The sequence below is a fragment of the Lactiplantibacillus brownii genome (assembly GCF_031085375.1).
Lineage (GTDB): Bacteria > Bacillota > Bacilli > Lactobacillales > Lactobacillaceae > Lactiplantibacillus > Lactiplantibacillus brownii.
In genome coordinates, this window is sequence record NZ_JAVCWF010000001.1 from 1,378,765 (window position 1) to 1,391,446 (window position 12,682).

General features: G+C 43.1%; 19 protein-coding genes, 1 tRNA gene and 1 other annotated feature. Of the genes, 16 read left to right on the forward strand and 4 right to left on the reverse strand.

The annotated features are described in order from the left end of the window. Complete coding sequence (locus RA086_RS06295; RefSeq protein WP_024625559.1) at positions 1 to 177, reverse strand: DUF3042 family protein; 177 nt, start codon at positions 175 to 177, stop codon at positions 1 to 3. Between the two features lie 104 nt (positions 178 to 281). On the opposite strand from RA086_RS06295, the gene RA086_RS06300 reads away from it, so the two are divergent. From RA086_RS06300 to RA086_RS06330, 7 genes are all read left to right on the forward strand, one after another. Next, positions 282 to 1,016, forward strand: coding sequence for a glycerophosphodiester phosphodiesterase (locus RA086_RS06300; RefSeq protein WP_308702998.1), 735 nt, complete (start codon positions 282 to 284; stop codon positions 1,014 to 1,016). A 6-nt stretch (positions 1,017 to 1,022) separates the two neighbouring features. Next, positions 1,023 to 1,949: a tRNA (adenosine(37)-N6)-dimethylallyltransferase MiaA gene (gene miaA, locus RA086_RS06305; protein ID WP_308702999.1), complete on the forward strand. Its 927-nt coding sequence runs from the start codon at positions 1,023 to 1,025 to the stop codon at positions 1,947 to 1,949. A gap of 110 nt (positions 1,950 to 2,059) precedes the next feature. Next, the gene (locus RA086_RS06310; RefSeq protein WP_308703000.1) at positions 2,060 to 2,440 is read left to right on the forward strand and encodes a MerR family transcriptional regulator; all 381 of its coding nucleotides are present in this window, start codon (positions 2,060 to 2,062) and stop codon (positions 2,438 to 2,440) included. A 44-nt stretch (positions 2,441 to 2,484) separates the two neighbouring features. Next, complete coding sequence (glnA, locus tag RA086_RS06315) at positions 2,485 to 3,831, forward strand: type I glutamate--ammonia ligase (RefSeq protein WP_308703001.1); 1,347 nt, start codon at positions 2,485 to 2,487, stop codon at positions 3,829 to 3,831. A 183-nt stretch (positions 3,832 to 4,014) separates the two neighbouring features. Next, on the forward strand, positions 4,015 to 4,902 hold the full coding sequence (locus RA086_RS06320) for an exonuclease SbcC (protein ID WP_308703002.1): 888 nt from the start codon (positions 4,015 to 4,017) through the stop codon (positions 4,900 to 4,902). Further along, positions 4,892 to 5,842, forward strand: coding sequence for a hypothetical protein (locus RA086_RS06325; protein WP_308703003.1), 951 nt, complete (start codon positions 4,892 to 4,894; stop codon positions 5,840 to 5,842). Before RA086_RS06320 ends, RA086_RS06325 begins: the two co-directional genes overlap by 11 nt. 15 nt (positions 5,843 to 5,857) lie before the next feature. Beyond that, a complete protein-coding gene (locus RA086_RS06330; protein ID WP_308703004.1) occupies positions 5,858 to 6,397 on the forward strand; it encodes a dUTP diphosphatase in 540 nt (179 codons plus the stop codon). A gap of 85 nt (positions 6,398 to 6,482) precedes the next feature. On the opposite strand, the gene RA086_RS06335 is transcribed toward RA086_RS06330, so the two are convergent. Next, complete coding sequence (locus RA086_RS06335) at positions 6,483 to 6,998, reverse strand: sunset domain-containing protein (RefSeq protein ID WP_308703005.1); 516 nt, start codon at positions 6,996 to 6,998, stop codon at positions 6,483 to 6,485. Between the two features lie 181 nt (positions 6,999 to 7,179). Then, positions 7,180 to 7,253: transfer RNA gene (locus tag RA086_RS06340), tRNA-Arg, on the reverse strand. A gap of 279 nt (positions 7,254 to 7,532) precedes the next feature. Between RA086_RS06340 and RA086_RS06345 the strand changes: the two genes are divergently transcribed. Further along, positions 7,533 to 7,658: a hypothetical protein gene (locus tag RA086_RS06345; RefSeq protein ID WP_308703006.1), complete on the forward strand. Its 126-nt coding sequence runs from the start codon at positions 7,533 to 7,535 to the stop codon at positions 7,656 to 7,658. A gap of 85 nt (positions 7,659 to 7,743) precedes the next feature. On the opposite strand, the gene RA086_RS06350 is transcribed toward RA086_RS06345, so the two are convergent. Then, positions 7,744 to 7,899 carry a hypothetical protein gene (locus RA086_RS06350; RefSeq protein WP_137607473.1) on the reverse strand — a complete coding sequence of 52 codons (156 nt, stop codon included), beginning with the start codon at positions 7,897 to 7,899 and terminating at the stop codon, positions 7,744 to 7,746. A gap of 213 nt (positions 7,900 to 8,112) precedes the next feature. Here RA086_RS06350 and RA086_RS06355 point away from each other — a divergent pair, with 213 nt between their 5' ends. The 8 genes from RA086_RS06355 to nusB all read left to right on the forward strand — a co-directional run bounded on the left by RA086_RS06355 (position 8,113) and on the right by nusB (position 12,607). Next, positions 8,113 to 8,742 (forward strand): TetR/AcrR family transcriptional regulator, encoded by a 630-nt coding sequence (locus RA086_RS06355; RefSeq protein WP_308703007.1) that lies wholly within the window; start codon positions 8,113 to 8,115, stop codon positions 8,740 to 8,742. A 61-nt stretch (positions 8,743 to 8,803) separates the two neighbouring features. Next, positions 8,804 to 8,876: a sequence feature (ribosomal protein L21 leader region), on the forward strand. Positions 8,877 to 8,898: 22 nt separating this feature from the next. Then, positions 8,899 to 9,207, forward strand: a complete 309-nt coding sequence (gene rplU, locus RA086_RS06360; protein WP_137607475.1) for a 50S ribosomal protein L21 — start codon at positions 8,899 to 8,901, stop codon at positions 9,205 to 9,207. A 21-nt stretch (positions 9,208 to 9,228) separates the two neighbouring features. Then, positions 9,229 to 9,564, forward strand: coding sequence for a ribosomal-processing cysteine protease Prp (locus tag RA086_RS06365; protein ID WP_308703008.1), 336 nt, complete (start codon positions 9,229 to 9,231; stop codon positions 9,562 to 9,564). A gap of 23 nt (positions 9,565 to 9,587) precedes the next feature. Next, a complete protein-coding gene (rpmA, locus tag RA086_RS06370; RefSeq protein WP_137607477.1) occupies positions 9,588 to 9,866 on the forward strand; it encodes a 50S ribosomal protein L27 in 279 nt (92 codons plus the stop codon). 125 nt (positions 9,867 to 9,991) lie between these two features. Further along, positions 9,992 to 11,056 carry a M24 family metallopeptidase gene (locus tag RA086_RS06375; RefSeq protein ID WP_308703009.1) on the forward strand — a complete coding sequence of 355 codons (1,065 nt, stop codon included), beginning with the start codon at positions 9,992 to 9,994 and terminating at the stop codon, positions 11,054 to 11,056. Between the two features lie 72 nt (positions 11,057 to 11,128). Continuing rightward, the gene (gene efp / locus RA086_RS06380; protein ID WP_308703010.1) at positions 11,129 to 11,686 is read left to right on the forward strand and encodes an elongation factor P; all 558 of its coding nucleotides are present in this window, start codon (positions 11,129 to 11,131) and stop codon (positions 11,684 to 11,686) included. Between the two features lie 46 nt (positions 11,687 to 11,732). Continuing rightward, positions 11,733 to 12,191: an Asp23/Gls24 family envelope stress response protein gene (locus tag RA086_RS06385; RefSeq protein WP_308703011.1), complete on the forward strand. Its 459-nt coding sequence runs from the start codon at positions 11,733 to 11,735 to the stop codon at positions 12,189 to 12,191. Beyond that, complete coding sequence (nusB, locus tag RA086_RS06390; protein ID WP_308703012.1) at positions 12,188 to 12,607, forward strand: transcription antitermination factor NusB; 420 nt, start codon at positions 12,188 to 12,190, stop codon at positions 12,605 to 12,607. The genes RA086_RS06385 and nusB overlap by 4 nt, the downstream gene beginning before the upstream one ends. The last annotated feature ends 75 nt before the right edge of the window (positions 12,608 to 12,682 follow it).

Below are 12,682 nucleotides of genomic sequence, written 5' to 3' on the forward strand. Positions count from 1 at the left end.
TTAACCGTTATGAGCTGAACGACTCTTGCGTAAAGCTTTCTTACGGCTTTCTTCAAACTTATTTTCTTGATCTTCGATTGGGTCAACGACCTGCTTCTTGAATGATAAAACAGAACCGATGACGGCACCGGCAGTCGCTACAACCCCAAATAAGAACCCGCGTGTAAATGATTTCATCGTTTGAACCTCCTAATAATTTGGTTACATTCATTATGTATGTTTTTTGGTGAAAGCGCAATATTAAAAGCTTAAAAAAAGCCTAAGCTAATTGAGGTGATTAGATGTTAACCCAAATCATTGCCCATCGTGGCAGTAAAGGAACGCGACCAGAAAATACCCTACCATCATTTCAAGCGGCGTTGCAGGATGGTGCCGACGGGATTGAAACGGATGTGCACTTGTCTAAAGATGGTCATTTGATCATTATTCATGACGAAAAAGTCGACCGCACGACTAATGGTAAAGGCCGGATCATGGATCTAACATTGGCCGAGTTGAAGCGATTGGATGCGGGGGCAACTTTTGATCCCGTGTATGCGGGAACTCGAATTCCAACGCTTGATGAGGTTGTCCAACTCCTAGTCAAAGCAAAGTTTACAGGTATCTTCAATCTAGAACTTAAAACAAATAAAATTCATTATGACGGCATCGAGGCCTTGGTTGCCGATTATTTTAATCATCATCCGGTGCCGTTTAAGTTAGTTTACTCAAGTTTTTATCCAAAATCGATTGAACGTTTGCATGCGTTGCAACCGGATGCGGAATTTGACAGTTTGTTTGAGACCAAGTTTAAAACGGCCAAGCGGTTGCATGCGGAACACGTCATCATTGGCTATCATCCTGATATTCGGTGGGTGCGGCGGCATTGGTTGCTATTGCCTAAGGTGCAGTTACGGCCTTGGACTGTCAATACCGAACGGGATATGCGTTTTTGTTACCGCCATCGTTTTGCCGGATTGATTACGGATTATCCTGGTTTGGCACATCGGTTACGTGTCAAGATGCAAGGGGGTTAGGAATCGTTGACAACTAAAAAGGTACTCTTAATTGCGGGTCCGACTGCGGTCGGCAAAACGGCACTTTCATTGCAGCTGGCTAAAAAGTTTAATGGCGAGATTATTTCTGGCGATTCGATGCAGGTTTATCGTCATCTGGATATTGGCACGGCCAAAGTTTTACCGGCGGAACGGGCGGGCATACCTCATTATTTGATTGATATTAAAGCAGTGCCGGAACGCTTCACCGTGGCTGAATTTGTGTCTCGTGCAACGGACTTGATCAATCAGATCCAAGCCCGCGGGAAGCTGCCGATCATTGTGGGTGGGACAGGCTTTTATTTGCAATCATTGTTGGCAGGTTATCAATTTGGCGCGACCGCCACGGACCCTGATCTCACTTATCGGCAAACGTGGTTCGATTACGCGGCCGTCCATGGTGCGCCAGCCGTTTGGCAGGAACTGCAAGCGATTGACCCAACAGCCGCGGCCAACATTGCGCCCCAAAATTTAGTGCGGGTCGTCCGGGCGTTAGAATATTGGCATACCAGTGGTCAACTTTTTTCGGATCAAAAGGATCAAGCGACAGCGACTTTGGATGCTCTGACGGTGTGTTTGACGGCTAATCGGACTTTGCTATATGAACGGATTAATCAGCGTGTCGATCAGATGGTAACGGCTGGTCTGGTGACTGAAGCCAAGTGGCTCTATGATCAAGGTGGCACAACCTTACCAGCTGGCAAAGGAATCGGTTATCATGAGTTATTTCCTTATTTTGCCGGTGAAAGTGAACTTGCACCAGCAATTGAAAAGATCAAGCAGGATTCCCGGCACTATGCCAAACGGCAATTGACGTGGTTTCGAAACAAGATGACGGTTAATTGGTATAACCTGCTAGAAAATCCCGATGAGCAAGAACTTATCGAGAAACAGGTGGCTAGTTGGTTAACCTAAAAATTAAATTGGTATACCTATATTAACGATGTGATATTTTCTTACATGAATGATTGACATTCGACAATGAGATTGATAATATTAACACTGTATTAAAGAGGAGGGTCGTCATGAAAGAAAAGGAATTACGTCGTTCGTTAGCTGTCTTACCAATTGGTACGGTTATGAAACTGGCTAATCTAACAGCGCGTCAAATTCGTTATTATGAAGAACAAGAACTGATTCGTCCGGAACGTAATGCGGGCAATCGGCGGATGTTTTCCTTAAACGATGTAGATCGGTTGTTGGAGATCAAGGATTATTTAGCCGATGGGATCAATATGGCTGGTATCAAAGAGATCTACGCGATGCAAAAGCAAAAAGCCCAACAAAAAGAAGCGGACTTAGCGCGACCGTTAACGGATACTGACGTACGCCGAATCTTACATGACGAGTTTCTGAATATCGGGGGCTTTAAGGCCAAGGATGGTCCGGAATATCCATCTCATTAATGCATCTGCATCCAGATAGTCAACCAATTTAAGGAGCGATTTTCATGGCAAAACAGCAGTATACAAAGGACGATATTCGCAAAATCGTCAAAGAAGAAAACGTTAATTTCTTACGTTTAATGTTCACTGATTTATTCGGTACCATCAAAAACGTGGAAGTCCCAGTATCGCAACTGGATAAGTTATTAGATAACAAGTTAATGTTTGACGGTTCTTCAATCGACGGCTTTGTGCGGATTGAAGAAAGTGACATGTACCTGTACCCAGATTTATCAACTTGGTTGATTATGCCTTGGAACACGGAACATGGCAAGATCGCCCGGATTATCTGTGAAGTTTACACCACTGATCGCAAGCCTTTCGAAGGCGACCCACGGAACAACCTGATTCGCGTGTTGAGTGATATGCGTGATGCTGGCTTTACTTCCTTTAATATTGGGACGGAACCTGAATTCTTCTTATTCAAGATGAATGATAAGGGTGAACCAACGACCGAATTGAACGATAAGGGAAGCTATTTTGATTTAGCACCAATGGACATGGGTGAAAACTGTCGGCGTGACATTGCGCTTGAATTGGAACGTTTAGGGTTCAATGTTGAAGCGAGTCACCATGAAGTTGCCCCTGGCCAACACGAAATTGACTTTAAGTATGCAGATGCTTTAGCAGCCGCGGACCATATTCAAACATTCAAATTAGTCGTCAAGACGATTGCGCGCAAGTACAATTTATGGGCAACCTTTATGCCAAAACCTTTAAATGGGGTCAATGGCTCTGGGATGCACGTCAACATGTCCTTGTTCCACGATCAAGGCAATGCGTTCTACGACAAGAGTGAAACCGACGAATTGCAATTATCAACGGATGCTTATCATTTCTTGGGTGGCTTGATGAAGCATGCTCGCAGTTATACTGCGGTCACAAATCCAACCGTTAACTCATACAAACGATTAGTTCCAGGATATGAAGCACCAGTTTATGTCGCTTGGTCAGGTTCAAACCGCTCACCAATGATTCGGGTCCCAAGCTCACGTGGGTTATCCACTCGTTTGGAACTCCGGAGCGTGGATGCTTCGACTAATCCATACTTGGCTTTTGCCGCAGTTTTGGAAGCCGGTCTTGATGGCATTAAAAATAACATTGAACCACCGAAGAGTGTTGACCGTAACATTTATGTGATGGATGAAGACGAACGTCGCGCAGCCGGCATTCCTGATTTACCATCAACGTTACACAATGCTTTGAAGGAATTCCAAACAGATCCAACCATGAAAAAAGCTTTAGGACCACACATTTATCAAAGCTTCTTGGAAGCTAAACGACTTGAATGGGCGTCATACCGTCAACAAGTTAGTGAATGGGAACGTGAACAGTACATGGAATTGTACTAAAACGATAAGTTTACGTTAATTGAGCGGTTAGAACACCGAATTGGTCGTTCTAACCGCTTTTTTGTTATATTTTTGGAAAATTGATGCCACATGCCTTTATTAATTTACTAATTTTCGGTAACATTAACAACAGAAGCAGAATGCAGCAATTTGCCAATTATCAATGATTGCAAGGAGATTATCATGGAAAAACAAAATCAGCCAGGTCTTGAAAAACAAGATCAACCGACGCGTGAGTTAACAGATAGCTTACAGCAAAAACTGGACTATTTATCAACGCTGCGTCAAGCAATAACGGCTGGTGACGACCGGTTAATTTACGAATTGATCGATGGTGACCACTATCATCAAGCCTTATTGAACGAGGAATCCGATTCAGCCCGGAACGCACAGGTGGATTTAATTACGGATGTTCATCCCGCAATCAGTCACTATCTTAGTACTAAATTGATTGATTATTTGGCACACGAATACCCATTCTTTTACTATGAAGAAACGCATGCTGGTGAATTCCAGATCTACTTTGGTAACTGGTGGGATCGGCGTCGTTTCGGAAAATTGAACGTTTTGACAGTTTCGTTTGAATTTAGTCAAGACGAATTTAATAAACTACAAAAGACGTTCGAATTAGCTGCAGCTCATAAACGTTATAATACTGATAATATTCAAAAAGTTTCAGCGGCGAATGATGACTTGCAAAAGCTGATCGATGCCCAAGATGACCGTGATGCGCAGAAAGATCAGTTACGGCAACAGCTGAAGGAAAATGGTCAACGTAATTCGTTGTTTGATTCTGGTCGTATCAAGGAAGAACGGCAACAAATTATTGATGAATTGACTAAGTTGGCGGATGCGGATGAGCAGGCCAACAATGCTCATGCGACCATGAAGGATAATGAAGCTAAGATTTTGACGCTTTCTAAGGAAGACACGATCTTGGCTTATGAAAAACAAGCCATTGAAACGTCGTTCAAGAGTTTTGAAAACTTTAATGAGCGTAATCGTAGTCTTTATGTGGACTACTTGACCACGCTGATTGGAAAGGCGCAGGTTGATGCTGATGGCGAATGAGACAAATAAAATTGATTCGGCAACTTTAAGCACGCATGGCAAGTTGGCGATGTTTAACGAAGGCCTGAAAAAAGGTTTGTCGAATGGTGAAAAGTTTACGGCATTAATGGATCAGCTGATTGATACGACCGATGGTGAGGTGCTTTTAACGGCGGCTCAAAAATTGGCCGAGTTTAAGCTAGATTCGGCTTACGTGACTTTTCCGCATCAATATAAAAATGCAGATTACTATTTAATTTTCATGAGTCGGCTGTTGAGTATGCATGATGATGAGCAAGCGACGTTAAACACCCGTGCACACAGTGAAGCACTTTACCATGTCTTTGCGACTTTGTCGGATGATTATACCTTCTTGTATCAAGTCGTTGACGGTAAAAATGGTGGCGCTTATTATCGGGAACAAACGACCGGTGAAAATTTGTTCTATATCCATTTAGAACGGCGATTATTGCGGTTCAATAGTACGGCATTTACTAATTTATTTATTGATAAATTATTATTAAAGGGGACTGGTGTTGATCAAATCAATACAGTGCTTGCGACGTTGATTAACTTCGGCCATTATTTACAAGATGACTTTGGCTTCAACGTTGACTTTAATATTTTGGATGTAAATAACGCTGCAAAATATGAATTGCGTGAACCTAATCTCAGTGGTGAGATCTTGGATAAGTTGTTTGTGATTGCGGCACAGCATGATTATATGTTACGGAATTCACCAAATGGTCATGGCGCTGAGATTGAATTGCCTGGAGCACTGGTTGTAGATGTTTTCGATGCTGGGACGCCGGAAGCGGCTAAATGGGTGCTGACGGTGCGTGATGCTGATCAACGTGTCTCGTGGTTTGATATTTTACTACACTTTGATTTTATGCGAGATTGGTATTTGACTAATATCGAGTCGCTTGAAATAAAAGCGGACCCATTAGTTTTTGCGTAGTTGTCGGAGGTTAGGATGCTAGATTTAACAAAGTTATTACAACAGTCCATCCGTTTGGATCAGGACATTACCGCCAAGCAGGCGATTCATTGGAAACCTGCTGAGCGGTTGCAAAATGCCATGGTTTCGCTGGATGTGGAATTAGCAGAAATGGCGAATACCTCAGAATGGTTTAAAGTTTGGAAGATTCACAAGGGCAAGGCTGATACGGGGAAGACTCATCGTGAAACTTTGCTCAATGAATACGTGGACGCGATGGATTTCTTTTTCTTAGTTGCGGCGATCCAGCAGTGGACTCATTTGATACCATTGACGCCAGAGGAGCTAACTGAACTAAGTGGCAAGCGGCCAACGGACTTGAATAAGCAATATTTGGCAATCAAGCACTTATTGTATGATGCTTATTTTGATCATCGGCAGGTTAGCTATAAGCATGCTTGGCATGTCTTTTTAAAGCTTGGCCTAGTTGAGTTTGGTTATTCACAAGCTGAGATTCAGGCAGCATTTATCGCGAAGAACCAAGTCAATGAGCAACGTCAACAAAATAATTACTAAAAAGGGAAGTGTGGCTGTCTGGCTACACTTTTTTTATGGCAAAAAAACGCCAATCGACTGGCGATTGGCGTTGATGAGGCTAGTTTTATTTCTTGGAGCGACGGTAACCTGCTGCAACGGCCGCCGCTTCGCTATCAAAATGAACGACATTGCCAGAATGAACGCGATAACTGTGTTGACCGGGAACGTGATAAATCTTAGTGGTGGCGTTACCCCAAATAGCATCGTTCTTTTCAGCTGCCGGCTTAGCTGGCGCTGGTGCAGGCTGACTGGTCTCAGGTGCGGCTGCTTTGGCGCTACTTTCGGTTTGACTGGTGCTGTGACTAGCTGCTGAACTACTGGTGGTCACCTGACTTGAAGCCGTATGAGCTGTTTCACTCTGACTGCTGGAACTGGATTCTGCTTGGCTTGAACTGCTAGCTGTGTCGCTGGTAGCGCTAGTTGAAGCTGAGCTGGATGATTTGCTGACAACTGAAGATGATTTGCTAGAAGCGGCCTCAGAGTCGGTGGTACTGGTTCCAGCACTACAACCTGCCAAGGCGAGGCCGGTTGTGGCTAGTAAAACTAAGCCTAACGTGTAACGTTTGAAATGATGCATCATGTAAATCCCCCAATAAAAAATAATTTTGTGGCATGGTTTATCGCCACTATTACTTAAATACGCAACTTTAGGTTGATTCATTTTTATTTTTTGAAAAATAGTGTCAAAACAAAAAAAGCGTCCTTTCAGACAATTATCTGAGAGGGCGCTCTTTTCTGGTTATGCTAGTTCTAGTGATTTATGTCACGAGTGAGACTTGAACTCACAACCCTCCGCTTAGAAGGCGGATGCTCTATCCAGTTGAGCTACCATGACAACAACATGATTAATTATAGTTAACAAAATAACGACTGTCAATTCTTATTTGAGGTAATGGCCTAACGTGATGGCTCAATCGAAAAGTACCACAGCGTCCAGGTCATAGTGCTATCAAAATTTGATCAAATAGTGATTTTTTTAGTTGAGTCGGTTAAATTACTTAAGAAAAGTTAAAGGTCACTACGGATTTTTGATATTTCAAACATTTCACTTGAAATATTCCTGTAACATAACGATAATATAATTGTAATCAGAGAAAGGGAAGGTGTGACGCTTATGGGTTCTGTATTAGCAATTGTAGGCATACTTGCCATTGCCGGTGGCATTCAATATTATTCAAATTTTGTGAAGAAGGAAAATGCGGCAAGCAAACATTTCACGGCTTCCCGCGGTAACCGTTAAGGCAACCACTTCAATCATCGCCACTAAATAAAATAATGCGTAAACAAAAAAGAACTGACCAACAATTGGGCAGTTCTTTTTTAAATTACTTGATTTTTGGTGTTGCTTCAATGGTTTCAGTCTTGCCAGCAGCGAAACGTTGGATAGCAGCGGTTTGCTTTTCGCGACGAATGCGCTTTTGCTTGTCAGCAACTGGACGGCGTGATGCCCATGTGTTGTATGGTTTACGTACTTCAGTCATGAGAGAAATTCCTCCTTTATTTAGTCCAATAACAATTATTGTAAAGCTAGTATAACGTAAATTGCAACTAAAATTAACGAAAAAGCGGTATTTTTTGAAAATAGTCATAAAATTATGGACGTTTATGGCTATTATGTCTTGGTTATCCGAACTGTTAGACACTTTCTCAAAATGATGTTATATTTAATTTAATTGAGAAAGTAGGGAAGTTAAATGAGTCACGACATGGATCCACGCGTCGATAAGACCCGCCGTCATTTACGGCAAGCATTAATCACATTACTACAAAATGAACGAGTTGAAAACATTTCTGTTCAAGAATTAACCACCACCGCGGCGGTAACCCGGGGAACTTTTTATTTACATTATAAAGATAAGCCCGCTTTTGTGGACCAAGCTTTGGATGATCTGGTCACGGATTTATTTGATGAAGCGATTGTTTCAGTCCCGGTGGGTGAAATTATTACTAATCCCTTAGATCCACTGCGTCGCGTCAACGTTTTATCATTGTCCAAAGCGTTAGGCTATGTTGATCAACATGCGGAAGCTTTTAAAACGTTACTATTGAATCAAAGTCAATTGGCGGTTAACCGGCGGATCAATGAGCAGCTAACGGCCTGGATGCAACGTTTTTATGATGATTTTGAGGATCAGTTTGCTGATTTAGAAGTTCCGGTTAGCATTCAGATTGCTTATTATGTGTCCGCAACGACGGGGATCATTACGGATTGGTTAGCGCATGACATGATCTATACACCGAGATATCTGACAAAATGTATCAAAAAGCTGCATCATTTAATGACAGCAAGAAACATTACTTTCACTGATTTCTTTGTTCAATGAAAATATCGCTTGACTAGTCACCCGTATTTTGATAGTATTTTCTTGTTGTATTTGTGGACTTCTGCAGCTACAACCGCACGAATTGAGTATTAAGACCAGCGATGGCGCTTAATTTGGCGAGTCTAAGTGATTCATAATTTAAGGAGGTGCACAAACGTGTACGCAATTATTGTAACTGGTGGTAAACAATATAAAGTTGAAGCAGGCCAAGCAATCTATGTTGAAAAGCTTGATGCTGCTGCAGGCGACAAAGTTACTTTTGATCAAGTAGTTTTTGTCGGTGGCGACTCAACCAAGATTGGTACGCCTACTGTTGATGGTGCGACGGTCGAAGGTACTGTTGAAAAACAAGGCCGCGAACGTAAAGTGATTACTTACAAGTACAAGGCCAAGAAGGGCCAACATACTAAGAAGGGTCATCGTCAACCATATACTAAGGTAACGATCGACACAATTAATGCATAAATAAGAAAGTAGGCATGCCTGATGATTCAAGCAACGATTAATCGTAATCAAGCTAGTTTAATCACTAGCTTTCGATTGACTGGTCATGCAGATTCAGGTGCTTATGGACAAGACATCGTTTGTGCGGCAGTTTCAGTATTGGCAATCAGTACAATCAATGGGATTGAACAAGTTGCCCATCTAAAACCCGATGTTCAAAGTGATGAAGCCAACGGTGGTTTGTTAATTGCGAATTTTGCTAAGCTAGACTTAACAAACCCACAATTACAGACCTTGCTTGAGAGTTTCACCCTTGGACTAAACGATGTTGCCGCGAATTACGGAGATTATATCCGGGTTCGTGAGCAAACACGATAACCACATTCGGAGGTGGACTCACTATGAAAATGAACTTGCAATTCTTCTCTCACCATAAAGGTGGCGGTTCAACTGCCAACGGTCGTGATTCAGCTGGTCGGCGCTTAGGTGCTAAACGGGCTGATGGCCAAACTGTTAAGGGTGGTAACATCCTTTATCGTCAACGTGGAACCCATATTTACCCTGGTGTTAACGTTGGCCGTGGTGGCGACGATACATTATTTGCAAAGGTTGACGGTGTCGTTCGTTTTGAACGCAAAGGTCGCGACAAGCGCCAAGTTTCTGTTTACCCAGCAAAATAATCTTTTGAAAGAGCCTCTGCTTGAGGCTCTTTTTTTAACGCTTTAGTGACGAATCAGCTTTCAAAGTACGTCGTGATGACTCAAGTTTGGTATAATGAAGCATGAGTTATGATGGGAGTGACTGAATGTCAAGTCGAATTGAACGATTACAAGCCCGGTTTGATCAGTTAAAGATCGATGCCTTTCTCGTTTCGAGCAATGGCAATCTACATTATTTAACTGGGATGACGGACATGGCGGGTGACGGTTATTTACTCGTCCTTTCGCAATCGGTTTATCTGATTACGGATGCCCGTTATCAAACCGCTTTTTCGAGCCAGTATGATCCAGAACATCTGATTATTACGCGAGACTACTTGGGTGCAGTCAGCGAGATTATTGCTAAGCGTCAAGTAGGAGTCATGGGCTTTGAAGATGAGTTACCTTATCAGGCTTATAGTTATCTTGACGAGTATTTAGTCAGTGATTTGGTGGCGTTACCAAACGTCGTTGAACAAATTCGGGTGGTTAAAGAACCAGATGAACTGAATAAGTTACGAGCCACGGCTAAATTGGCGGATAGGGGCTTTGAGTATGTGACCAGCATTGTGCGACCGGGCCTGCGTGAAATCGACGTCAGCAACTTGCTAGATGCCTTCATGCGGACTCACGGTGCCAGCGGGCCGTCGTTTACGACGATCGTGCTCGGTGGTGCCCGTGCCGCCTTGCCTCACGGAACCGCCTCATCCGCATTACTGACTGCTGGACAGTTAGTGACGTTGGACTTCGGTTACTTTTTAAACGGCTATACCTCAGATATGACGCGGACGTTTGCCTTGGGTGAACCGGATGCGAAACTGAAGGCGGCTTATCAAGTAGTCAAAACGGCCCAGCAAGCGGTGATCGAGCAAGTGAAACCGGGTGCTTTAGGTGCTGAGTTAGATGCCATCGGGCGTCGAATCATCACGGATGCGGGCTACGGTGACGCTTTTAATCATGGGATGGGTCACGGTATCGGACTTGAGATTCATGAAGATCCGCTGATTTCAACACGGAGTCAGGAAAGATTAGTCAGTGACAGTGTCGTGACGGTAGAACCAGGCGTTTATTTCCCTGGTTTAGGCGGTATGCGTATCGAAGACGATGTACTGGTCACTAAAACGGGCCAGACACGGTTGACGACTGCCACACGTGATTTATTGATTTTATAATGGTAAGACAGTTGCCACGGTGGCTCTGTCTTGTTATAGTAATAAAGATATCTTCATAGGAGGAACTTTTATATGATTTCTACAGCAGATTTTAAAAACGGTTTAACAATTGAAGTTGACCATGCCATTTGGCGTATCGTGGAATTCCAGCACGTTAAGCCTGGTAAGGGTGGCGCCTTTGTTCGTTCAAAGCTAAAGAACTTACGGACTGGTGCGGTTCAAGATAAGACTTTCCGGGCCGGTGCTAAGATGGAACAAGCACCAATCGAAAAGAGCACGATGCAGTATCTTTATGAAGACGGGGACAACTATGTCTTCATGAATACGGATACTTACGAACAACTTGAAATTCCTGGGGACCACATTCAAACCGAATTGAAGTTCTTGAAGGAAAACATGGAAGTGCAAGTAACTTTATACAATGGTGAAGTTTTAGGTATTGAATTACCTAACACGGTTACCTTGGAAGTTTCTGACACTGAACCAGGGATCAAGGGTGACACCGCTTCTGGTGGTTCTAAACCCGCTACTTTGGAAACGGGTGCCATTATCCAAGTGCCATTCTTTGTTAAAGCTGGCGACAAGTTGATCGTGAACACGGTTGACAGCACCTACGTTTCTCGGGCTTAATTTTTTAAGTTAGCGCCGACAAACATGGAATTGGAGGAATGTCAAAATGGCTGAAAGCAGCAACATTACGTTACAAAGTAAAGAACCCAGCTTGGGACAAATTCAAATTGCACCAGAAGTGCTTGAGATTATCGTTGGTATCGCGGTAAGCCAGATTGAAGGGGTTAACCGCATGCGTGGCTCGATTTCTTCCAGTGTCAATGAGTTGTTCGGTCGTAAAAAAAGTCTCAGCAAAGGTGTTAAGCTAACCATCGTTGATGACCAAATCAGTGTGGATGTCTATGCCTATTTGAATTACGGCGTGTCCGTACCCAAAGTCGCATTGGCTGTTCAAGATAAAGTTAAACAACAGATCTTGTTCATGACTGATTTAGCTTTAAGCGAGGTTAACGTACACATCACTGGGATCGTGACTGAAAAGACAGAAAGCGGGATCGACCCGAATAATCTTTTTGGTGATGCGGACCCGGAAACCCCAGAAAATGAAGACGGTGAAGAATCTTGAGTTTAACGCGTCATGAAATTCGTGAAAAAGCGTTTCAAGCTTTGTTTGCTTTGAACGCTAATCCGGATGCTGATCAAAATCAGCTCTACCAACAGTTATTAAATCCTGATGAAACCGCGGAAGTTGAAATTCCCGGCTATCTCAGTACGTTGGTGACCGGTGTCACGGAACATCAAGCGGAATTAGATGCCCAGATTCAACCTTATTTAAGCCGTACTTGGTCGTTAGATCGGTTGGCAAAGACCGATTTGATTATTTTACGCATGGCGTTTTATGAGTTGAAATATGTGGATGATGTGCCCGGTAAAGTGGCTGTCAATGAAGCTATCGAATTAACGAAGGCTTTCAGTGATGACCAATCACGGAAATTTGTGAGTGGCGTCTTGGGTAAAGCCGTCATGAACGATAACATTTAATCTAAAACCGAACAATATGATGTTCAACTTGGAAAGCCTGGCAAATTGCCGGGCTTTTTTTAATAACTTCTTAGT